At 69.4% G+C, this 21,322-nt stretch carries 19 protein-coding genes; 1 reads left to right on the top strand and 18 read right to left on the bottom strand.

Going from position 1 to position 21,322, the window contains the following annotated elements:
* Nucleotides 1-23 precede the first annotated feature (23 nt).
* Nucleotides 24-1,085 (top strand): Lrp/AsnC family transcriptional regulator, encoded by a 1,062-nt coding sequence (locus SACXIDRAFT_RS17060; protein WP_006239864.1) that lies wholly within the window; start codon nucleotides 24-26, stop codon nucleotides 1,083-1,085.
* Nucleotides 1,086-1,196: 111 nt separating this feature from the next.
* Here SACXIDRAFT_RS17060 and SACXIDRAFT_RS17055 read toward each other — a convergent pair whose 3' ends face one another.
* The 18 genes from SACXIDRAFT_RS17055 to murD form a co-directional block, all read right to left on the bottom strand.
* Nucleotides 1,197-2,123, bottom strand: coding sequence for an RluA family pseudouridine synthase (locus SACXIDRAFT_RS17055; RefSeq protein ID WP_085978666.1), 927 nt, complete (start codon nucleotides 2,121-2,123; stop codon nucleotides 1,197-1,199).
* The gene (lspA, locus tag SACXIDRAFT_RS17050; RefSeq protein ID WP_006239862.1) at nucleotides 2,120-2,788 is read right to left on the bottom strand and encodes a signal peptidase II; all 669 of its coding nucleotides are present in this window, start codon (nucleotides 2,786-2,788) and stop codon (nucleotides 2,120-2,122) included. Before lspA ends, SACXIDRAFT_RS17055 begins: the two co-directional genes overlap by 4 nt.
* Nucleotides 2,789-2,901: 113 nt before the next feature.
* Nucleotides 2,902-4,380, bottom strand: coding sequence for a potassium/proton antiporter (locus tag SACXIDRAFT_RS17045; RefSeq protein ID WP_006239861.1), 1,479 nt, complete (start codon nucleotides 4,378-4,380; stop codon nucleotides 2,902-2,904).
* Nucleotides 4,381-4,390: 10 nt separating this feature from the next.
* A complete protein-coding gene (locus SACXIDRAFT_RS17040; protein WP_408640382.1) occupies nucleotides 4,391-4,633 on the bottom strand; it encodes a DUF167 domain-containing protein in 243 nt (80 codons plus the stop codon).
* Between the two features lie 67 nt (nucleotides 4,634-4,700).
* Entirely contained in the window at nucleotides 4,701-7,883 is a 3,183-nt protein-coding gene (ileS, locus tag SACXIDRAFT_RS17035) for an isoleucine--tRNA ligase (protein ID WP_006239860.1), read from the bottom strand.
* Between the two features lie 339 nt (nucleotides 7,884-8,222).
* Nucleotides 8,223-9,191, bottom strand: coding sequence for a hypothetical protein (locus SACXIDRAFT_RS17030; RefSeq protein ID WP_006239859.1), 969 nt, complete (start codon nucleotides 9,189-9,191; stop codon nucleotides 8,223-8,225).
* Between the two features lie 65 nt (nucleotides 9,192-9,256).
* Nucleotides 9,257-10,096, bottom strand: coding sequence for a DivIVA-like cell division protein Wag31 (gene wag31, locus SACXIDRAFT_RS17025; protein WP_006239858.1), 840 nt, complete (start codon nucleotides 10,094-10,096; stop codon nucleotides 9,257-9,259).
* A 50-nt stretch (nucleotides 10,097-10,146) separates the two neighbouring features.
* Nucleotides 10,147-10,416 (bottom strand): YggT family protein, encoded by a 270-nt coding sequence (locus SACXIDRAFT_RS17020; protein WP_006239857.1) that lies wholly within the window; start codon nucleotides 10,414-10,416, stop codon nucleotides 10,147-10,149.
* Nucleotides 10,417-10,463: 47 nt separating this feature from the next.
* Nucleotides 10,464-11,108 carry a cell division protein SepF gene (locus SACXIDRAFT_RS17015; RefSeq protein WP_006239856.1) on the bottom strand — a complete coding sequence of 215 codons (645 nt, stop codon included), beginning with the start codon at nucleotides 11,106-11,108 and terminating at the stop codon, nucleotides 10,464-10,466.
* A gap of 85 nt (nucleotides 11,109-11,193) precedes the next feature.
* Nucleotides 11,194-11,928, bottom strand: a complete 735-nt coding sequence (locus tag SACXIDRAFT_RS17010) for a YggS family pyridoxal phosphate-dependent enzyme (protein ID WP_006239855.1) — start codon at nucleotides 11,926-11,928, stop codon at nucleotides 11,194-11,196.
* Complete coding sequence (pgeF, locus tag SACXIDRAFT_RS17005; protein ID WP_040922739.1) at nucleotides 11,925-12,629, bottom strand: peptidoglycan editing factor PgeF; 705 nt, start codon at nucleotides 12,627-12,629, stop codon at nucleotides 11,925-11,927. Before pgeF ends, SACXIDRAFT_RS17010 begins: the two co-directional genes overlap by 4 nt.
* A gap of 78 nt (nucleotides 12,630-12,707) precedes the next feature.
* On the bottom strand, nucleotides 12,708-14,042 hold the full coding sequence (gene ftsZ / locus SACXIDRAFT_RS17000) for a cell division protein FtsZ (RefSeq protein WP_006239853.1): 1,335 nt from the start codon (nucleotides 14,040-14,042) through the stop codon (nucleotides 12,708-12,710).
* A 216-nt stretch (nucleotides 14,043-14,258) separates the two neighbouring features.
* The gene (locus SACXIDRAFT_RS16995; RefSeq protein ID WP_040922738.1) at nucleotides 14,259-14,765 is read right to left on the bottom strand and encodes a DinB family protein; all 507 of its coding nucleotides are present in this window, start codon (nucleotides 14,763-14,765) and stop codon (nucleotides 14,259-14,261) included.
* A gap of 31 nt (nucleotides 14,766-14,796) precedes the next feature.
* The gene (locus SACXIDRAFT_RS16990; protein WP_006239851.1) at nucleotides 14,797-15,630 is read right to left on the bottom strand and encodes a cell division protein FtsQ/DivIB; all 834 of its coding nucleotides are present in this window, start codon (nucleotides 15,628-15,630) and stop codon (nucleotides 14,797-14,799) included.
* 12 nt (nucleotides 15,631-15,642) lie between these two features.
* Nucleotides 15,643-17,067, bottom strand: coding sequence for a UDP-N-acetylmuramate--L-alanine ligase (murC, locus tag SACXIDRAFT_RS16985; protein ID WP_006239850.1), 1,425 nt, complete (start codon nucleotides 17,065-17,067; stop codon nucleotides 15,643-15,645).
* Nucleotides 17,068-17,101: 34 nt separating this feature from the next.
* On the bottom strand, nucleotides 17,102-18,244 hold the full coding sequence (gene murG / locus SACXIDRAFT_RS16980; RefSeq protein ID WP_408640391.1) for an undecaprenyldiphospho-muramoylpentapeptide beta-N-acetylglucosaminyltransferase: 1,143 nt from the start codon (nucleotides 18,242-18,244) through the stop codon (nucleotides 17,102-17,104).
* Nucleotides 18,245-18,381: 137 nt separating this feature from the next.
* Complete coding sequence (gene ftsW / locus SACXIDRAFT_RS16975) at nucleotides 18,382-19,896, bottom strand: putative lipid II flippase FtsW (protein ID WP_040922240.1); 1,515 nt, start codon at nucleotides 19,894-19,896, stop codon at nucleotides 18,382-18,384.
* On the bottom strand, nucleotides 19,893-21,275 hold the full coding sequence (gene murD, locus SACXIDRAFT_RS16970) for a UDP-N-acetylmuramoyl-L-alanine--D-glutamate ligase (protein ID WP_006239847.1): 1,383 nt from the start codon (nucleotides 21,273-21,275) through the stop codon (nucleotides 19,893-19,895). The genes ftsW and murD overlap by 4 nt, the downstream gene beginning before the upstream one ends.
* Between the last annotated feature and the right edge of the window lie 47 nt (nucleotides 21,276-21,322).

Here is a 21,322-nt window from a genome sequence, read left to right as displayed (position 1 = left end):
ATCGGCCGACTAGGCTCGTGGCCGTGGCCCTGACCGATCCTGTCGATGCACGTCTGCTCGCCGCCCTCGCCGAGGTGGGAAAGGTGGCCGTGCACGAACTCGCCGCGAGGGTGGGGATGGATCCTCGGGACGTCGCCTACCGTCTCGTCGGGCTTTCGGCGCAGGGACTTCCGCTGCTCGTGGGCGTGGAGAGTGATCCTGCCGGCTTGCGAGCCGCACTCGCGAGCGCGGCGGCACCCTATGCGCAGCCGCTCACGACCAACCCGGGAGGCGGCTCCTACCACGGCCATCCGAGCGCCGGAGGGCCTGTACAGGGCACACCCAGCGGCGCGTACGCCGTGCACCCGGCGTCCTCCGGGCCCCACTCCGCGCAGGGCGGCGGCTATCCCTCGCACGGCACACCGAGCGGCCCCTACTCCGTCCAAGGCACACCAAGCGGCGCCTACCAGGTCCAAGGCACACCAAGCGGCGCCTACTCGGTGCAGGGAACGCCGTCGGGCTCGTTCCCCGCTGCGCCACCCGCGCAGGCAGGACCACCGCATCAGGCCGCCGCGTCCCAGCAGTCCGCGCAGATGCCACCGCCAGACCCGGTGATGAGCGTGTGGGGACCTCCGCAGACAGCGCTCTGGGCACGCGGGGATCAATTCCCCGCCGCGAACACACGCAGGCAGGGCCGCCCCGGCGAGGTGCTGGAAACGCTGGGCCTGGAAGGCGAGCAGCTGGCAGTGCAACTGCTGGAGATCCAGGACCCTGCCGACTACCTCTTCGCGGCGGCAGGCTACTCACTCCAGGACGGAGAACGTGCCGTCGTCGTGCACACCGAGATCACCAACAAGAGCCCTGTGCCGTTCGCCGCACTGCCCGACAACTACCTCGAACTGCTGACAGCGGACGGCGGAGTGATCGCCAAGGCACCGGTCTCACTCACCTCGCGACCGCCGCACAAGATCGGTGTGCAGCCCGGCGAGACCAGCGGCGGCCACACGGTGTACGTCGTGGGCGAGTCGGTCCGCGTCACCGCCGTGCGATGGAGCCCCAGGCCGGAACCCGACGAGCGCAGCCTCACCTGGTCCCTCGACGACTGAGGTAACGCCGTGCTCCGTTCGCGGTAGAGCCGGCCGACAGTGTGCCGACCCACGTGCGCGAACTGCGGGCACGCGTGCACAGACTGCGGACACACCCTCCCGCACGCGGGCTCAGGACTCGGCGCGCAGGATGTCGAGCGCGCCCGCGAGGTCGGCCGGGTAGGAGCTGGTGAACTCCACCCACCTGCCGTCGGCAGGGTGTGCGAAGCCCAGCGTCCGCGCGTGAAGCCACTGCCGGGACAGTCCGAGTTTGCGGGCGAGCACGGGATCGGCACTGTAGGTGAGGTCGCCGACACACGGATGCCGCATCGCGGCGAAGTGGACACGGATCTGGTGAGTCCGGCCCGTCTCGAGCCGGATGTCCACCAGCGAGGCCGCGCGGAACGCCTCCACCACCTCGTAGTGCGTCACCGATGGCCGCCCGCCTGCCACGACAGCGAACTTGTAGTCGTGGCGGGGATGGCGGTCGATGGGCGCGTCGATCGTCCCGCGCGTTGGGTCAGGATGGCCCTGCACCAGCGCGTGGTAGCCCTTGTCCACGGTGCGCTCCTTGAACGCCCGCTTCAGCACCGAGTAAGCGTGCTCGCTCTTGGCGACCACCATCACGCCCGTCGTGCCCGCGTCGAGCCGGTGCACCACGCCCTGCCGTTCCGCCGCGCCGGACGTCGAGATCCGCAGCCCCGCCGCGGCAAGACCGCCCACCACGGTCGGTCCCGTCCAGCCGGGGCTGGGGTGAACCGCGACACCCACGGGTTTGTCCACCACGACGATGTCGTCGTCCTCGTGGAGGATGCGCAAACCCTCGACGGGTTCCGCGACGACCACCACCGGCGCGTCCGGCTCGGGCAGCGTGACCTCGAGGAGACCGCCTGCGACGAGCCGGTCCGACTTGCCTGCCGGTCTGCCGTCGAGCAGAACCTCACCCGACGCGGCCAGCTCCGCCACCACCGTGCGCGACAGCCCGAGCAGCTTGGCGAGTCCCGCATCGACCCGCATCCCGTCCAGCCCGTCGGGCACGGGCAACATGCGACTGCTCACTCGGCCGACCGTCCCTTCCCGTCCGCGTCCTGATCCGTGCCACGCTCGGAGTCGTCCGAGTCGGTGCCCGCATCGATGTCCGGCTCGGTCCCCTTCGCCCGCCTGCCCCGGGGGATCACGCTGCCGTCGTAGTCGCGGCCGAGCAGGGTGAGCAATACGACGAGACCCGCACCGATGGTGATCGCCGAGTCCGCGGCGTTGAACACGGGGAAGAACTCGCCGTTCGGCGCGAACACCGAGATGAAGTCCACCACGTGGCCCTGGAACACCCCCGGCGCGCGGAAGATTCGGTCGGTGAGGTTACCGAGCGCACCGGCGAGGACGAGACCGAGGCCGACGGCCCACCCGGCTGAACGGAGCCGCCGGGCGAACCACACGATGCCGACCACGACCGCGATGGCGACCACCGTGAGGATCCACGTCCCGCCGATGTCCATGCCGAACGCCGCGTACGGATTGCGCAGCAATTGGAGGTAGACCGCGCCGCCGAGGAGGCGAATCGGTTCCTCCCCCTCCAGCGTCGCCGTGACGACCACCTTGGTGACCACATCGACGGCGTAGGCGAGCAGCGCGACGAGGGCCAGCAATCCCACCTTGCGAGTGGGTCGAGGGTCCTGCTGCGGCTCCTCGGTGTGCGAGGGGTCGGGCTGTTGCTCGGTGTTCACCTGTTCATTGTCCACGTCCGGTGTCGGCTCTGGTCACGCAGCCGTGGCACCGCGGCGGACGGCCGTGCCGCATACCAGCCGCCACACCGGCCGCCACACCATGGCGGCGGGACTCACTCCCCTGTCTCGCCTCGCCACCTGGCGATGGGGCCTGCCCTGCCGACGGCACGCAGCCTGCGCTCGGTGGCCCCTCGCGCCGCCTCGGTGGTCACGATCAGCAGCTGGTCGTCGTCCTGCAACCGCGTCGTCGGCTCGGGTGTGAAGCCCTTGCCCCTGCGGACCACCAGGCTCACACTCGCTCCCCGAGGGACCCTGAGCTCCGCCAGGTACACGCCGTGCAGGCGGGACCCACGCGGTATCCGGGCCTGGAGCAGCACGGCACCGAGTTCGTCAAGCGGAGCCGCGTCGATGTCGATTTCCTGCGGTTCCTCCGCCGACGCCACACCGAGGGCTCTCGCCAGCGGGGTCATGAACGCCGTCTGCAACAGCGTGAAGACGATGACGATCACGAAGACGGCGTCCACCAGCAACTGCGCGCCGGGAAGGTCAGCGGCGAGCGGGATGGTCGCGAGCACGATCGGCACCGCGCCTCGCAGACCCGCCCACGACAGGAACGCCTGCTCACGCCAGGGGACGCGGAACGGCGTCGTGGACAGCACCACAGCGAGAGGCCGCGCGATCAGCACTGCCACGAGTCCGGCCACGAGCCCCGGCACGACGGCCTCCGGCAACCTTTCGGGGGAGGCGAAAAGGCCGAGCAGGACGAAGACACCGATCTGGGCGATCCATCCGAGGCCCTCCGCGAACGACAGCGTGTTGGACCGGTGCGGGAGCCGGGAATTGCCGAGGACGAGCCCCGCGAGGAAGGTCGCCAGCAGACCGGAGGCGGACGCCAGCTGCGCCGACGAGAAGGCGAGTACGCACATCGCCACAGTCGAGAGCGGGTAGAGACCGGTGGCGGGCAGAGCGCTCCTGCGCAGCACCCAGCCACCTGCCCAACCGATGACCAACCCGACCGCCGCGCCGACGACGAGTTGATAGAGCAGGTGCAGTGGCAGTTCCCAGTTCAGGGACGCCCCGGTCGTCAGCAGCACAACCGCGATGTAGCTCGGGGCGTCGTTGAGCCCCGACTCCAGCTCAACGACACTCGACAGCCTCCGTCCGATGCCGGAGGAACGGAGCACCGAGAAGACCGCGGCCGCATCGGTGGACGACAGGACAGCGCCCCACAGCAGCGCCGTCCGCCATTCAAGATCCAGCAGCCAGTACAGGGCCGCACCGGTGACCACCACTGTGATCACGACCGCGGCCACGGACAGCACGATGCTGGGCCCGAGGCCGGGCCGCACCGCCGACCATTGAGTGGTCAGCCCGCCCTCGACGAGGATCATCACCAGCGCCGCGATACCGAGGCTCTGCATCAACGTGGCGTCGTCGAACTGGACCCCGAGACCGGCCTCCCCGATCAGGACGCCGATCCCGAGGTAGATCAACAGCGAGGGCAGTCCGAGCCGGATCGAGAACCGGACGGCGAACGCCGAGGCGAGCAGGACGATCGCACCGGCGCCGAGAACGACAGGCAGCTCGTCCATGGCACCTCGCTCAGTCCGGCCCGCGTGTCACCACACCAGACGCCATCAGTTCCGCGACGCGCCCGGCGACACCCTCCGCTTCCGGTAGCTCCACGAGCTTGTCCCGCGACCGCTGTCCCTTCACGACAGCCACCTGACGGGCCCTGACCCCGAGCGCGTCGGCCAGGACCCGGCACACCGCGGCGTTCGCCTTGCCATCGACGGCAGGCGCCCGGACACAGACCACGAGGGCCGCACCGAACGCCCCTCCCATCGTCCGCCGACACCGTCCCGCTTCGCTCCGGCCTTCACCCGGACGGCGAACCGCACGATGGCAGGAGTCACGGGTTGGCGACGACCGACACGGTCACCTGAGCTCCATCACCGACCACGCCCGTGAAGCCCTCATCGACGGGAGCGAACCGCACGGTGGTGGACAGCGTCTCGGAAGCGAGGAAGTGCTCGTGTTCCTTCGCCGCCTCCACGACCTCGTCCGGCGCGCCGACGGTGAGCGTGATCCGGTCGGACACCGCGAGTCCGGTGTCACGCCGGGCCTGCTGCACCACGCGCACCAGGTCGCGGGCCAGGCCCTCCCTCGCGAGTTCGTCCGTCACGTCCGTGTCGAGCAGCACCAGGCCCGCGCCGCCCGGCAACTCGGCCGCAGCACCGGAATCCTTCGCCACGAGGCGCCGCTCGTACTCGCCCTCACGGAGTTCGATCCCCGCGGCTACCACGGCACCGTCGGCTGTGGTGGTCCAGTCGCCTGCCTTCACAGCCTTGATGACCTTCTGCACGTCCCTGCCCAGCCTCGGCCCCGCGACCCGCGCGTTGACAGCGACCTCGAAACCACCGTGGGCGGCGACGTCGGTGGTGAACTCGACCGACTTGACGTTGACCTCGTCCCGCACGATGTCGGCGAACGGGCGCAGCGTATCGACGTCCTCGGCGGCCACGAGCAACGTCGCCAGCGGCAACCGGACCCGCAGCTTGTTCGCCTTCCGCAGCGACAACGCCGACGAACACACCTGCCTCACGCGGTCCATGGCCGTCACCAGCGCCGGGTCGGCGGGCAGCTCGTCCACCAACGGCCAGTCGGTCAGGTGAACCGAACGGCCTCCGGTGAGACCACGCCAGACCGCCTCGGTGGTCAGCGGCAGCAGCGGCGCGAGCGTCCGGCACACGATCTCCAGCACGGTGTGCAGCGTGTCGATGGCGTCGCGGTCGCCCTCCCAGAACCGGTCACGCGAACGCCGCACGTACCAGTTGGTCAGCACTTCGAGGAAGTCCCGCACCGTCGAGCACGCGCCCGCGACGTCGTAGTCGTCGAGAGCGCTGCCGACGTCGGTGACGAGTTCGTGGGTCTTCGCGAGCAGATACCGGTCGAGCACGTGGGTGGAGTCCGTCCGCACCGTCCCCGACACCCCCTCGGCACCCGCGTACAACGCCAGGAAGTAGTACGAGTTCCACAGCGGAAGCACCGCCTGGCGCACCGAGTCGCGGATGCCCTTGTCGGTGACGATCAGGTTGCCACCGCGCAGGATCGGGCTCGACATGAGATACCAGCGCATGGCATCGGAGCCGTCGCGGTCGAACACCTCGGTGACATCCGGATAGTTGCGCAGCGACTTCGACATCTTCTGCCCGTCGGAGCCCAGCACGATGCCGTGCGACACGCACGTGCGGAACGCGGGCCGGTCGAACAGGGCAGTCGCCAGCACGTGCAACGTGTAGAACCAGCCTCGCGTCTGTCCGATGTACTCGACGATGAAATCGCCGGGGTAATGGTGCTCGAACCACTCGGCGTTGGAGAACGGGTAGTGCACCTGCGCGTACGGCATGGAGCCCGAGTCGAACCACACGTCGAGCACGTCCGGCACCCGTCGCATGATGGACCTGCCGGTGGGATCGTCCGGGTTGGGTCGTGTCAGGGCGTCGATGTACGGGCGGTGCAGGTCTGTCGGGCGAGTCCCGAAGTCGCGTTCGAGTTCGTCGAGCGAGCCGTAGACGTCCACGCGCGGATAGTTCGGGTCGTCCGAGACCCAGACCGGAATCGGCGTTCCCCAGTACCGGTTCCGCGAGATCGACCAGTCGCGGGCGTTCTCCAGCCACTTGCCGAACTGGCCGTCCTTGACGTGCTCGGGATACCAGGTGATCTGCTGGTTCAGCTCGACCATGCGGTCCTTGAACTTCGTCACCGCCACGAACCAGGACGAGACGGCACGGTAGATGAGCGGGTTGCGGCACCGCCAGCAGTGTGGATACGAGTGCTCATAGGTCTCGTGCCGCAGCAGGATCGCGCCCTGCCGTCCCGCGGCACCGGTGCCGTTCTTGAGGTCCCGGATGATGTTCGCGTTGGCCTCGAAGACGTTCTGCCCCTCGTAGTCGGGGACCTGCGCGTCGAACCGGCCCTTCGAGTCAACGGGCGTGACCGGCGTGATGCCTGCCGCGTCGGTGACGGCCTTGTCTTCCTCACCGTAGGCGGGCGCGATGTGGACGATGCCGGTGCCGTCCTCGGTGGTCACGTAATCCGCGGCCAGCACGCGATGCGCGTTCTCCTGCCCCACGAAGTACGGGAACGGCGGCGCGTACCGGGTGCCGAGCAGGTCGGTGCCCTTGTACCGCGCCACAACGGCGGGCTCGTCGCCGAGTTCCCTCGTATAGGCGGCGACCCTGGCCTCGGCGAGCACGAACCGCTTGCCGTCGTCCGTGCGCACCATCACGTAGTCCACGTCCGGGTTGACGGCCGTGGCGAGGTTCGACGGCACCGTCCACGGAGTGGTGGTCCAGATCAGCAGGTAGGCGCCGTCGAGTTCGGCGAGCGCACCGTCGTTGCCCTCGACGCGGTAGCCGATCGTGACGGCGGGGTCCTGCCTGCTCTTGTAGACGTCGTCGTCCATGCGCAGCTCGTGGTTCGACAACGGCGTCTCGTCACGCCAGCAGTAAGGCAGCACCCGGTAGCCCTCGTACACGAGGCCCGAGTCCCACAGCCGCTTGAACGCCCAGATCACCGATTCCATGTAGGTGATGTCGAGCGTCTTGTAATCGTTGTCGAAGTCCACCCAGCGGGCTTGGCGGGTGACATAGTCCTGCCACTCGCTGGTGTAGCGCAGGACGGAGTCGCGGCACGCCTTGTTGAACTCCGCGATGCCCATGTCGTCGATCTGCGACTTGTCGGTGATCCCGAGCTGTCGCTCTGCCTCGAGCTCGGCGGGAAGGCCGTGGGTGTCCCAGCCGAACCGGCGCTCGACACGCTTGCCGCGCATCGTCTGGTAGCGCGGGATGATGTCCTTCACGTATCCCGTGAGCAGGTGGCCGTAGTGCGGCAGCCCGTTGGCGAAGGGCGGGCCGTCGTAGAAGACGTACTCGTTGCTGCCGTTCGTCCCCGCCTCACGGGCCTCGACGGTGGCGGCGAACGTCCGGTCGGCTTCCCAGTAGGCCAGGACGTCCTTCTCCAGCGCCGGGAACGACGGCTGGGCAGGAACCCGGTCGGCGGGCTGGTCGCCGAAGGATGCCTTCGGATACATGTGTGGTGCGCTCCTCGCGGTCTTCGCTGTCTCGCTCAGGCATAGCCGCCGTCGGGGTTCGACGGCCTGCTCGGGGACGAGACGGCGCCCTGCGACGCACGTACCGCGGTACCACCCCGCTTGCCCGCGCGGACTCGAAACGCGGACCACTCGTTCGACGGCTGTGACGGGCCGGTCCCGTCCGATTCTACTGAGACGTGCGTGGTCGCGTTCGGCACCACGACGTCCGTTCTTCCGGAAGCTCCCCGGTGATGGCCGGATCGACGCCTGTGGGATACAGCGTAGCCGTTCTGCGTGTCGCGACGATCGGTACCCGTGCCTTCGCGGGGACGTCCCCCGTCAGGCCGAACTGCGACGCGCCACCCTGCGCCGACGATGGGCCGCTGTCAGCTCCGCGTCGGGACCGCACAACCCGCACGGCGTGAAGCCGAGATCCCGGGCTTCTCTCACGGCGAGAGGAATCGTCGCCCTCGTGCCGAGCCAGGAACAGTGACCGAGGTGGTAACGCGGGTACTCGTCCACCACGAGGACCTCCGACTCGAGCTCCGACACCAGCAGCGCGTCATCGACACCGGTGTCCTCCTCCGGAGGATCGACGTCCGCTCCCGCGAGTTCGCCCGACGACGCGAGCAACGCCGTACGCGGAGCGGTGTCCGTGAGCGGATCGAATCCCTCGGCCGCCACCGGCTCCCTTCCGCTCGGTTGCTCACCGGATTCGACACCCGGCGCCGCCACGAGGGTGGCCCGGAGCGGATCGCGAGGCCGCCCGCCTTCCTCGTCCGCCGCGCCCTTCTCGTCACCGCGCCGGGACGGAGCCGCCTCCGTGACGGAGTCGCTCGGCGCATCAGCCGCCGCATCGGAACCGTCGCTTGTCTCGACGACGGTCTCCGACGCCGTCACACCGGATGACGTCGCCATCTCGGAGGCATCGGCGTCACCTTTCGCCTCGGAGATGGACTCGACGGCCGAGTCTTCGGTGGTTGGCTGGTCTTCCGGCCCGCCGGTACCGGCGTCGCCACCGCTGCTTGCGCCGTCACGACCACCGCTGTCAGCACCGTCAACATCGGTGTCGCTCCGGTTATGGTCACCGGCGGATTCATCGATGGCACCACCGTCGGCAGTGGCGGAAGACCCCGGCACCCTTGCCGGGTTCCGCGACCGCCGACGCACGCGGTCGGCGATCAGCAGCACCCCGGCGAGGCCGGACACACCGATCGACACCCAGGCCCACACCGGGCTGGCTGTGACGAGTGCCGCCACTACCAGCGCCAGGGCCGTCAGCACCAGGAGGAGGACGATGTAGAGCACGGTGAATTACAACACGTTCCCTGCCGTCACGACCGGGTGACCTGCCGCGACGCACGGGAAACGGCTCAGCCGGCCTCTGCGCGGGGCCCGAAGGAGTAGCCCTGGCCGCTGCTGCTCGACTGGCCGCCACTCGACGAGGACGCCGATGCGGGCGCCGCCGAACCTCTGTCGTCCAACTCGCGCAGCTGCGATTCCAAGAAACCCCGCAGGCGCGTCCGGTACTCGCGCTCTATCGTGCGCAGCTCCTCGATCTTCTTGTTGAGGGCGCTCTTCTCAGTGTTGAGAGTGTTCAGCGTCTCGGTGTACTTGCGCTGCGCCTCGCGATCCATGTTGGTCGCCTTCTCGCGCGCCTGACGCTCCAACGTCTCGGCCCTGGTGCGGGCCTCGTTCAACATGGTCTCGGCACGTGTGCGTGCCTCGTTGACCATCGAGTCGGCCTTCGACCGCGCGTCCGACAGCAACTGCTCGGACTTGGTCCGCGCCTCGGCGAGCATGCCGTCCGACTCGGTCTTCGCCTCGGCGGTGAGCCGGTCGGCCATCTCCTGTGCGAGGCCGAGCACCTTCGCGGCCTGCACGTTCGGCTCCGCGCTGTCGGCCATGAGATTCGTGGCCTGGGTCTGTTCCATCGCGGACGCGGGCGGCGGCACCGGGGCGAGCCTGCGCGACGGTGCCTCGTCGCGGCCGCCGCGGGCCTTGACGGATTCCAACTCGCTACGAGTTGATTCCAACTCGGCATCGAGCTGTTCGACCTGCTGCCGCAGCTCGTTATTGTCCTCAATCAATCGGGCAAGCTCGGTCTCCACCAGGTCGAGGAACGCGTCCACCTCGTCCTCGTTGTAGCCCCGCTTGCCGATCGGAGGCTTGCTGAACGCGACGTTATGCACGTCAGCAGGAGTCAACGACATCAGATCACCTCACGCACTCCATGGCCTGCCGTTCCCACCCGGGTTCCCCGTTACCCGGGAAGCGCCAGTTGCATCAGTATGAACACAACCAACAGCAGCACCATAATCGATAGGTCCAGTCCCACGCCGCCGATCCGTACGACCGGAATAATCCGTCGGACGAGCCGGACCGGTGGGTCGGTCACTGTGTAGATGGTCTCGAGCGCCACCGCAACCCCCCCTGAGGGGCGCCAGTCACGAGCGAACGCACGCACGAGCTCCACGACGATACGTGCCGTGAGCAGCAGCCAAAACGCGAACAGCAGCCAGTACAGAATCATGCGGACAGTGACCACGGGCACCACTCTGCCACATGCCACCGTCGAGATCAGTGGCGGAGGAACAACCCGCCCTCGGCGATCCGCCTGCGGTCCTCTGCTGTGACATCCACATCAGGCGGTGAGAGCAAGAACACCTTGTTCGTCACCTTGTCCATGGAGCCGCGGAGCGCGAAGGCCAGGCCCGCCGCGAAGTCCACGAGCCGCTTGGCGTCGGCGTTCTCCATCTCCGTCAGGTTCATGATCACGGGAGCGCCGTCGCGGTACGCCTCACCGATCTCCCTCGCCTCCGCGTAGCTGGTGGGGTGCAGCGTGATGATCCGGCTCAACGGGTCGCGTGCCGCGGCCCCCGACGGCTCGGCCACCGGGGGCGTGGGAGTCATCGGCCGGACCCGAGCCACGGGCTCCGGCTGCCGGTCCATGGCGAGAGAGCCGTGCACGGCGGGCTCCCCACGCGGAGGCGTCCTGCGGGTACGGGCTGAGGACGACGCAGAGGACGACTCGGCCTCCTCGAACTCGTCCATGACGCGGTAACGCGGCCTCGACCTGCGTGCCGCGCCCTTGTACGTGGACTCGTCGTAGGAGTCGTAATCGTCTCCCTGATAGTCGCGCCGGTAGTCCTCGTCGAAGTCGTACTCGTCGTCCTCGGCAGGGACCATCCCGAAGTAGGCCTTCAGCTTCTGCAGCGCGCTCATGCCTCTCCCTCGCCCTCCACGGTCTGCACTCGTGCGGTCCAACAACACGGCCGGGCCGTCCTGGATGCCGCTCGAGTGGACCTTGCTAAGGGGAGGCTAAACCTCGTCCACCGAGCAACGCGGTTCCGACACGCACACACGTCGAGCCGTACGCTATCGCCTGATCCAGGTCCCCACTCATGCCGGCCGAGATCTCCGTCGCCTCGGGATGGTCTTTCCGCAGTATCTCGGCCACCGAGGCCAGCATCTCGAAGGCCGGCTCGGGCTCGACTCCCAGCGGAGCGACGGCCATCACGCCGCGCAAGTGGAGATAATCACTCTTTCGGGCTACCGCCTCGGCCAGTTCCCTAAGATCATCAACAGGGCAGCCGCCGCGCGACGGATCGTCGTCAAGGCTGGCCTGGACGAGCACGTCGAGCGGACGATCCCGCTCACCGGCGTCCAGAGCCGCCCGCACCCCTTTGGTGAGCGCGTCGGCCAGTCGGAGGGAGTCCACCGACTGCACCTCCGCGGCCCAGCGCGCCACCGATCGCGCCTTGTTGCGCTGGAGACGACCGACCATGTGCCACCGCACGTCGGCTTCGGGACGCAGCGCCGCCACCTCGGCTGCCTTGGCCGACGCCTCCTGATCGCGGTTCTCCCCGAGTTCCCGCACCCCGAGATCCGTCAGAACGACGGCGTCGGACGCCGGAAACGTCTTCGTCACGGCGATCAGGCGGACCTCGTCCGGCGAGCGGCCGACCCTCCGGCACGCCGCCGCGATGCGCCCGGTGACCTCCCGCAGTGACTCCGCGAGCTCCTCGTAACGCTGGTCGTTCACTGTTCCATCCACGTGACGGCCGCGATCCTTCCCGTCGGGGCGTTCCTGCGGTGACTGAACAGGGTTTCGTCCTCCATCGTGCATCGAGGATCCACCCCGATCCTGCCGACCCCGAGATCCGCCAGTTGCCTCCACAACCCCGCCCTGAGGTCGAGGCCGGGAGTGCCTTTCCTGCTCCGGCACGCGCTTCCCGGCAGGTGCGTCTCGACATCCTCCGCCATCGCCTTCGGGACCTCGTAGCACTCCCCGCAGACGGCGGGGCCGAGCAGCGCCTCGACCCGGTCGGGCCGCGCGCCGACCGACACCATGGCCTCCAGTGCTGCGGGCACGACACCGACCCGCGCTCCCACCCTTCCGGCATGCACGGCAGCCACCACACCGGCTTCGGGGTCACCGAGCAACACGGGCACGCAGTCGGCGACGAGCGCCACCAACGCCAGGCCGGGGCGCGTGGTCACCAGCGCGTCCGTCGCCTCGGCCTGCCCGCTCTCACTGCCGTCCACGATCGTCACGGTGCGCCCGTGGACCTGTTCCATCCAGGCGAGCCGGTCCGGCTTCAGGCCGAGTTCGTCGGCGAGCCTGCGGCGGTTGGCCGCCACGGCGGCCGGGTCGTCGCCCACGTGATCACCGAGATTGAACGAGTCGAACGGCGGCTTCGACCGCCCACCCGCCCTGGTGGTCACCACTCGCCGAATGCGCACCGCGCTCAACCCCTTCGACACCTGTTCCTCACTGCCGGTGCCAGCGAGCTTAGCGACGTGGCTCAGCGGCTCAGCGACTCAGCGGCGCATGAAGGGCGGGACATCGACGTCGTCGTCGGTGGGGTCGTCATTGGCAGGGAACGACCGTCCCGGAAGGCTTCCCTGCGTCCGGTGGGTCGAGGGTGACGGCGAGGACGACGGACCCGCGTAAGGGCGCGTGGTGCCGTGTGCCGACGGCAACGAACCGGACTGGCTGCCCTGACCCGAGGCAGGCGAGGTTCTCCGCATGACGGGCGGCGTGGGGTTTCCCGCGTCGCCGTGGGTCAGGCGGGAGGCGCCGTCGCGCTGTTCCCTGACGGCGCTCGACGGCGAGGCGGCACCGGCGCCACCGCCGCTCTGCTCGGAGTCACCGGATCCCTGCGTCCTCGTGCCGAACGTGCCGGGGTCGAGCTTCTTGTGCGTCGGCGCACCCGCGTCGAAACCCGCCGCGATGACCGTGACCCTGACCTCGTCGCCGAGGGAGTCGTCGATGATCGTTCCGAAGATGATGTTCGCCTCGGGGTGGGCGGATTCCTGGACGAGCGACGCAGCTTCGTTGATTTCGAAGAGACCGAGGTCCGAACCACCGGCAATGGACAGCAGAGCACCGTGGGCGCCGTCCATCGACGCTTCGAGCAGCGGGGAGTTTATGGCCTTCTCCGCCGCCTGTACCGCGCGTCCCTCACCACGTGCCGAGCCGATGCCCATGAGCGCACTGCCCGCACCCGACATCACGCTCTTGACGTCCGCGAAGTCGAGGTTGATCAGACCGGGCGTCGTGATGAGGTCGGTGATGCCCTGGACACCCGACAACAGCACCTCGTCGGCCGAGCGGAAGGCGTCCATGAGCGACACACCGATGTCGCCGAGCTGGAGCAGCCTGTCGTTCGGAATGACGATCAAGGTGTCGCACTCGTTGCGGAGCGCCTGGATGCCGTCCTCCGCCTGCCTCGCCCTGCGCTTGCCTTCGAACGAGAACGGCCGCGTGACGACACCGATGGTGAGCGCACCGAGCTTGCGCGCGATCTGCGCGACGACGGGCGCTCCGCCGGTGCCGGTACCGCCGCCCTCGCCCGCGGTCACGAACACCATATCGGCGCCCTTGAGGACCTCTTCGATCTCCTCGCGGTGGTCCTCCGCTGCCTTCTGTCCGACCTCGGGGGACGCTCCCGCGCCGAGACCCCGCGTGAGCTCGCGGCCGATGTCCAGCTTGACGTCCGCATCGGACATCAGCAGAGCCTGCGCGTCGGTGTTCACCGCGATGAACTCCACGCCTTTCAGGCCGACCTCGATCATGCGGTTCACGGCGTTCACACCGCCGCCGCCGATTCCGACGACCTTGATCACCGCGAGGTAATTGTGCGGGGGCGTCATCGGGTTGCCTTCCTGATCGTGGTGGTGCTGTCGTGCGTCGGCGCTGGATCGTCAACAAGCGCGGGTCGATCCGCCGAAACCCTGAACCTGAAGTTGAGGTTTAGAGTTATGTCAACTACCAACGTTGCTGACGGACCGTAGGCACAGTGCAGCCAGGAATCCAGCAGCGACGCGGCGTGTCGCGAACGTCTTTCGCCACAACGTGTTTCATCGTGGTCACTCGCCGGTCCGGCCGTCGATCAACTCGCGCAGGACGTCCAGATGCCCCGCGTGCCGCCCGGTCTCCTCGATCAGGTGTGTCAGTACGTACCGGACACTCACCGAGCAACCGCGGAACGGCACCTCGTCGTCGAGTTCCCGCTCCCCTGCGATCCGCCTGCTGCGTTCGCACTGCCGCTCGTACTCGTCGAGCAGAGCGGCCAGGGGCACGTCGAGCGCCTCGCGGAACTCCGCGTCGGGGTCGGCAGCCAGTCTGTCCTTCCACGTGTCGGGCTCTCCCGCGAGCACGACCTCGAACCAGTACCGCTCCACGTAACTCAGATGGCCGACGAGACCGGCGACGGTGGTCAACTCGCTCGGCAGCAACGCCCTGCGGGCCTGCTCGTCACTCAGCCCATGGCACTTCCACCGGATCGTGGCCCTCAGGAAGTCGAGAAAGCCGTTCAGCGTTTCCCGTTCCGAACCGGCGTACGGAGGCTCAGGCCGGGTGTCGATCTTGCTCACGAGCACTACGGTGCCATACCGGATCGGGCGGTCACGACACGGTCGGCAGCTCGGGACTCGACACGTCGTACGTGGTGGCCTCCCGGGTCAGCAGAACGGCCAGCACCCGTGCCTTCTCCGCGTTCTGGTGCGCGTCGCCCCACCGCACGACACGATCGCCCGTCAGATCGAGTTCCACGTCCCCGGGTGTGGTGGCTCGCGCCGCGACGACCTCACCGGACAGCCCGGACGGCAGTGAGGCCAGTACACCCGTCACGGCCCGCGTCGGGCCGTCACCGGGGCCGGGTTCGGAAATTTCCAGCCTCGGCAGTCCTCCGGGTGGCCGCGCGACCCTCTTGTACGGCACACCGGCCACATCGACGAGCCGGATGCCGTCACCGCCCTCGTGGTAGGCGATCGCCCTCCGCTCGGTCACCGTGATCGTCAGCGTGGACGGCCACGACCGGGCGACGTCCACCGTCGCGACACCAGGCAGCCTGCCGACCCTGGCCGCGACCTCGTCCGTGTTGACGCGAAGAAGTGGATGATCCGCCGGCACGGCGGCGGCGGACCGGACGGCGGCGTGAGACACCGTGCGGACGCCCACCACCTCGACGGTGCTCACCCCGAGGAAGGGTGTGAACCACACCAGATAGCCCAGCGCGACGACCGTGACGACGCTCAGCAGTGCGATGCGCCTGCGCTGCGCCGTCCTGCGGCGCGAAGGCGCGGCCTTACCCCGCTGCGCCGTCCTGCGGCGCGAAGGCGCGGCCTTACCCCGCTGTGCCGTCCTGCGGCGGGACGGAGCGGCGGTTTTGCCCCGCCGCCCCTTCGCGCGCTCTCGGCCGTTACCCCGCCGAGCCGCTCGCTGTGTCCTCGTGGCCACGGCGTCGCCACCTCAGCGATCGCGGCGGTCCAGCTCGGCGAGCAACTCGGGGCCGAGCTGGGTGACGTCACCCGCCCCCATCGTCACCACGAGGTCACCGGGCTTGGCCAGGTCGGCCACCAGGTGGACCACCCGGTCGAACGCGGGCTCGTAGTGCGCTCCCGCGCCGCTGATCCGCGAGGCCACCAGCTCACCGGTGACACCGGGTTCCGGATCCTCCCTGGCCCCGTAGACGTCGAGCACCACGACCTCGTCGGCGAGCCCCAGCGCGTCCGCGAACTCACCCGCGAACGCCTTGGTACGCGAGTACAGATGCGGCTGGAACACCACAACCACCCTGCCGCCGCCCGCGGTCTGCCTCACGGCCCGCAACTGTGCCGCGACCTCGGTGGGGTGGTGCGCGTAGTCGTCATACACCCGGACGTCGGCGGCGCGTCCCTTGAACTCGAAGCGTCGCCGCACGCCACCGAACGCGGCGAGCCCCTCGATCAGCGCCGCACGGTCCGCGCCGAGTTCGAGCCCCGCCAGCAGCGCGCCGACGGCGTTGAACGCCATGTGCTCGCCGGGAACCGCGACCCGCACCAGCAGTTCCTCGCCACCGAGCACGACGCGCACGGTGCCGCCGTCCTCGCCGGGGAGGTACTCCAGCACCGTGGCGTCGGACGCGCCGATCGCGGAACGGCCGTAGCGGCGCACCCTGACGCCTGCGGCCTCCGCGACACCGGCCAGCTCGGTCGTCGCCGGATCGTCGGCACACAGCACCAGCACGCCACCCGGCTCGATCCGGCGCACGAACTCGGAGAACACCGCGTGGTAGGCGTCGGCGGTTCCGTGGTGGTCGAGGTGGTCGGGTTCGACGTTCGTCACGACCGCCACCGAAGGCGAGTAGGACAGGAAAGACCCGTCGCTCTCGTCGGCCTCCGCCACGAAGATTCCGCCCTCACCGTGGTGGGCGTTGGCGCCGGACTCGTTGAGGTCGCCGCCGATGGCGAACGAGGGATCGAGCCTGCAATGCTGCAACGCCACCGTGAGCATCGACGTGGTGGAGGTCTTGCCGTGCGTGCCGGCGATGCACGCCACGCGGTGCCCCTCCATCAGCGCCGCGAGCGCCTCGGCCCTGTGCAACACCGGCACGCCCCGCTCCCGCGCGACGACGAGTTCAGGATTGGTCTCCTTGATCGCGGTGGACACCACCACAGCGGACGGCGCGTCGTCGAAGACGTCGAGGTTCTCCGCCCGCTGCCCCACCGCGATGCGCGCGCCCTGAGCCCGCAGGGTGAGGAACGCCCTCGAATCCTTCGCGTCGGAACCCGAAACGCGGGCGCCCCTCGCGAGGAGGATGCGGGCGATCCCGCTCATCCCCGCCCCGCCGATGCCGATCAGGTGCGGGCGCCGCAGCACCTCGGGAAGTTCGCGCGAGGTGAGTGTCTCAGTCATGACCCCCAGCCTTCCCCCTCGTCGAGTGCATTGCTCACCGACGCCTCTTCTCAGCCTGCTCCAGCACGATGGCCGCGAGGACCTCATCGGCCTCCCTGTGGCCGAGCCCGACCGCCGCGGCGCTCATGCGGGACAGCCGCGAGGCATCGGTCACCAGAGGTACCACGAGTTCGGCCACCTTGTCGCTCGTCAGTTCCTCGTCGGGCACCAACAGCGCCGCTCCCGCGTCCACGGCGGGGCGCGCGTTGAGCGCCTGCTCGCCGTTTCCGTGTGGCAGCGGGACGAACACGGCGGGAAGGCCGACGGCGGAGACCTCGGCCACAGTCATCGCGCCTGAGCGGCAGAGCACCAGATCCGCCGCCGCGTAGGCGAGGTCCATCCGCTCCAGGTACGGCACAGGCACGTAAGGGGGCCTTCCGGGGAATTCCTGCACCGCGAGCGTGTTCTTGGGGCCGTGGGCGTGCAGAACGGACACGCCGGCATCGGCGAAGTACTTCGCGGCCTGCGACACCGCGGCGTTGATCGACCGGGCTCCCTGGGAGCCACCGAACACCAGCAGCGCGGGAGCGTCGGGGTCGAGACCGAAGTGCTTGCGTGCCTCGGCTCGCAGCCCTGCCCTGTCGAGCGCCGTGATGGAGCGGCGCAGCGGGATGCCGACCACCTCGGCGCCGGGCAGCGAGGTTCCCGGTACCGCAGCGACGACCCTCGCCGCGAAGCGAGCCCCGACCTTGTTGGCGAGCCCGGCGTGCTGGTTGGCCTCGTGCACCACGATGGGAACCCGGCCGCGCGCGGCGAGATAGGCGGGCAGCGACACATATCCCCCGAAGCCGACGACGACGTCGGCGCCGAGCCGGTCGAGCACCTGCCGCGTGCGGCGCACCGAGTCGGCCACCTTCACCGGCAGCTTGAGCAGATCCAGAGTCGGTTTGCGCGGCATCGGCACGGGCGGCACCAGTTCGAGCGGGTAACCCCTTGCGGGTACAAGCTGGTTCTCCAGGCCCCGTTCGGTGCCCAGCGCGACGACGCGGGCGTCGGGCCGCAGCCGCATCACCGCGTCGGCGAGCGCCATCGCGGGTTCGATGTGCCCCGCCGTTCCGCCGCCTGCCACCACGACGGTCGGAGCGGTTCCGGCGCGCTCCGGCGCGCTGCCTGCCGAACTCTCCACCGTGTCGCCCACCTGCGACTGTGCTCGCGACGCAGCAGCGTCGCCGGGCCTTGCCTCGGTCACGTCCGTCCTTCTCCAGTGTTTCTCGCACGCCGCGTCACCCGCGGCACACCACGCCACCCCGGTGGCCGGGCACTCTCGAACCTTCTTCAGCGGCGTCCTCGCCGCGGCACCGCCGTCCGCCTCGCCGTCGAGCGGGAGGTCGTGCGCCGACCGTACTCCGGCGCCGCACGCCTGCGTTCGCCCGCCACGGCGCGGCCCGTTCTGTCCGCGCGCCTCGCGGGACGGCCCGTCCTGCCCGAGCCGGCCCTGCCACCGCCACGACGCCGCGCGGGTGGCCGGTACGGCTCCGGCGCGGGCAGTCGCATCAGGCGTCCGAATTTACCGGGCCCCTGGGTGCGCAGTGCCGCCACCGCCTCCGGCTCGTGCCGCGCGCAGTTGGCCAGCAAACCGAACAACAGCATGGTGACGACCAGAGATGTTCCGCCGTACGAGATCATCGGCAGCGTCACCCCGGTCACGGGGAGCAGACCCACGACGTAGCCGATGTTGACCGCGGCCTGTGACACGACCCACGTCGTGAGGGTTCCCGCGACGATCCGGATCCACGGATCGAGGTTGCGCATCGCGATGCGGAGACCGACGAAGCCGAGCAGCCCGAACAACCCGAGAACCACGAGACAGCCGACGAAACCAAGTTCCTCACCGATCAGCGCGAAGATGAAGTCGTGCTGGACGTTCGGCAGGTACATCCATTTGGACTGGCCCTGCCCCAGTCCCTTCCCGAAGAGACCGCCGTCGGCGAGGGCGTACAGCGCCTGGCTGGCCTGCCACCCACCGCCGAGCGGGTCGGCGTCGGGGTTGAGGAACGCCGTCACGCGCTCGAACCGGTACGGCGCGACGAGCGCGAGCGCGACCGCACCGGCGACCGCGCCGACGAGGATGATCCCGAACAGGCTCTTCGGCGCTCCTGCGAACCACAGCAGCGCCAGCAGCACCACGGCGAGCGTGATCGTGCCGCCGAGGTCGGGCTGGGCCATGACGAGAGCGAACATCACCAGTGCCGCGGGCACCACAGGCACGAGCAGATGCCGCCATTGGTGCAGGACCTCGTACTTCACCACGAGGATGTGCGCGCCCCACAGTGCGAGCGCGACCTTCGCGAGCTCCACCGGTTGCAGGGACACCGGGCCGATCACGAACCATCCCTGCGAGCCGTTGCTGTACGTCCCCAGTGGAGTCAGCACGAGCGCGAGCAGACCGAGACACACCACCATCGCCGTCGAGGACAGCGCGCGGATGCGTGACAGCGGAATGCGGACACCCAGCCAGAACGCCACCGCTCCGACGGCGACGAACATGAGGTGTTTCTGGAACAGCGCGTACACGCTGCTGTCGCTGCCGGGACTGTACGAGGCGACCGACGACGCCGACAACACCATCACGATGCCGAGTGCGCCGAGCGTGCCGCACAACGCGAGGATCAGGTGGAAGTCGGCCAGCGGACGCGAGAGCCACGCCGTGAGCGGGGTACGCGGGACCACCGGCCGTCTCTCGGAGCGCGCTCTGGGAGACCGCTCCGGAGCGCGCTGCCGGACACGACGGCTCCGCCCGTTCCTGCCGCCGGCGCGGGGGGTGTCGCGATCGGCGCCCACGGCCGTCACCGTGATAGCTCGGCGACCGCCGCCGCGAACGCCTCGCCCCGCTCGGCATAGTCACGGAACATGTCCATCGACGCGGCAGCGGGAGCGAGCAGCACCGAGTCTCCGTGGCGCGCCAGCTCACGCGCCGCCTTCACCGCTGCGGTCATGGGCTCATCGTCACCCGGGCCGACGCGCCTGACGAGGACATCGGGCGCGTGTCGCGCCAGAGCCTGCGCGAAGCGGTCGGCGTCGGCACCGAGCAGCACGACGCCGCGCAGCCGCCCGGCCACGGCAGCGACGAGCTCGTCCACGGACGCGCCCTTGAGCAGGCCGCCCGCGATCCAGACCACACTGGGATGAGCGAGCAGCGATCCAGCGGCGGCGTGCGGGTTGGTGGCCTTCGAGTCGTCGATGTAGCGCACACCGTCGAGTTCGGCGACTTCCGATGCACGGTGCGCGCCGGGCCGGAAGTTCCGCAGTCCCTCAGCCACCGCACCGGGGCTCACACCGACCGACCGCACGAGTGCCGCCGCGGCCAGCGCGTTCGCGACGTTGTGCGGACCACCGGGGCGGACGTCGGCCAGCGTGCCGAGCTCCTCCGCGGTGTGCGCGGGGTCGGCGACGAACGCGCGATCGACGAGCAGGTCCTCCACCACGCCGAGTTCACCTGGCCTCGGTGTGTCCAGCGTGAACCCGACCCTGCGAGCCCCCTCGGGCGCGTGCTCGTCGGCGAGCGTGCGCGACCAGCGGTCGTTCAGGTTGGCCACCACGGTGGCCGAGGCGTGGTGGATGGAACCTTTGGCCTCTGCGTAGCTCGCGAGGCCGCCGTGCCAGTCGAGATGGTCCTCGGCGACGTTGAGGACGACCGACGCCGAAGGCGCGAGCGTGCGCGACCAGTGCAGCTGGAAACTGGACAGCTCCACCGCCAGCACGGAGTGACCGGCGAGGACCGCGTCGAGCACGGCGAAACCCACGTTGCCGCACGCCACCGCGTCCATTCCCTCCGCACGCAGCATCGACTCGACCATGCCGACCGTCGTGGTCTTGCCGTTGGTGCCCGTCACGGCCAGCCACGTGGGCGCATTCGCCCGCTCACTCGCGACCCGCCACGCCAGTTCGACGTCGCCGATCACCTCGATGCCCGACGCGGCCGCCGAGGTCAGAAGCGGCGCCGTCGGCCGCCAGCCGGGACTGGTCACCACCAGCCCCGTGCCCTCGGGCGGCGCGTCGAGGCCGGGGACGAGCCGGACGTCGAGATCGTCGAGCTGGGCGAGCCGTTCGGCGTCCGCATCGGTGACGGTGACCCGCGCTCCCAGCTCGGAGAGCGCGGCGGCCACCGAGCGTCCGGTGACCCCGGCGCCCGCGACGCAGACGGCGAGGCCGGTGAAGTCGTGCCTCATGACCTCACTCCTGAACAATCCGGGCACAGCAAGACCCGGAACGGTCG

It is taken from the genome of Saccharomonospora xinjiangensis XJ-54, from assembly GCF_000258175.1.
Classification (GTDB): domain Bacteria; phylum Actinomycetota; class Actinomycetes; order Mycobacteriales; family Pseudonocardiaceae; genus Saccharomonospora; species Saccharomonospora xinjiangensis.
This window is presented reverse-complemented; position numbering and strand designations above follow the sequence as displayed.

Excerpts from the sequence above, each read along its gene's own strand:
- SACXIDRAFT_RS17045 (WP_006239861.1), bottom strand. The coding sequence starts at position 4,380 with ATGGACGAGCTGCCTGTCGTTCTCGGCGCCGGTGCGATCGTCCTGCTC.
- SACXIDRAFT_RS17040 (WP_408640382.1), bottom strand. The coding sequence starts at position 4,633 with ATGGGAGGGGCGTTCGGTGCGGCCCTCGTGGTCTGTGTCCGGGCGCCT.
- ileS (WP_006239860.1), bottom strand. The coding sequence starts at position 7,883 with ATGTATCCGAAGGCATCCTTCGGCGACCAGCCCGCCGACCGGGTTCCT.
- wag31 (WP_006239858.1), bottom strand. The coding sequence starts at position 10,096 with ATGTCGTTGACTCCTGCTGACGTGCATAACGTCGCGTTCAGCAAGCCT.
- SACXIDRAFT_RS17020 (WP_006239857.1), bottom strand. The coding sequence starts at position 10,416 with ATGATTCTGTACTGGCTGCTGTTCGCGTTTTGGCTGCTGCTCACGGCA.
- SACXIDRAFT_RS17015 (WP_006239856.1), bottom strand. The coding sequence starts at position 11,108 with ATGAGCGCGCTGCAGAAGCTGAAGGCCTACTTCGGGATGGTCCCTGCC.
- ftsZ (WP_006239853.1), bottom strand. The coding sequence starts at position 14,042 with ATGACGCCCCCGCACAATTACCTCGCGGTGATCAAGGTCGTCGGAATC.
- murC (WP_006239850.1), bottom strand. The coding sequence starts at position 17,067 with ATGACTGAGACACTCACCTCGCGCGAACTTCCCGAGGTGCTGCGGCGC.
- murD (WP_006239847.1), bottom strand. The coding sequence starts at position 21,275 with ATGAGGCACGACTTCACCGGCCTCGCCGTCTGCGTCGCGGGCGCCGGG.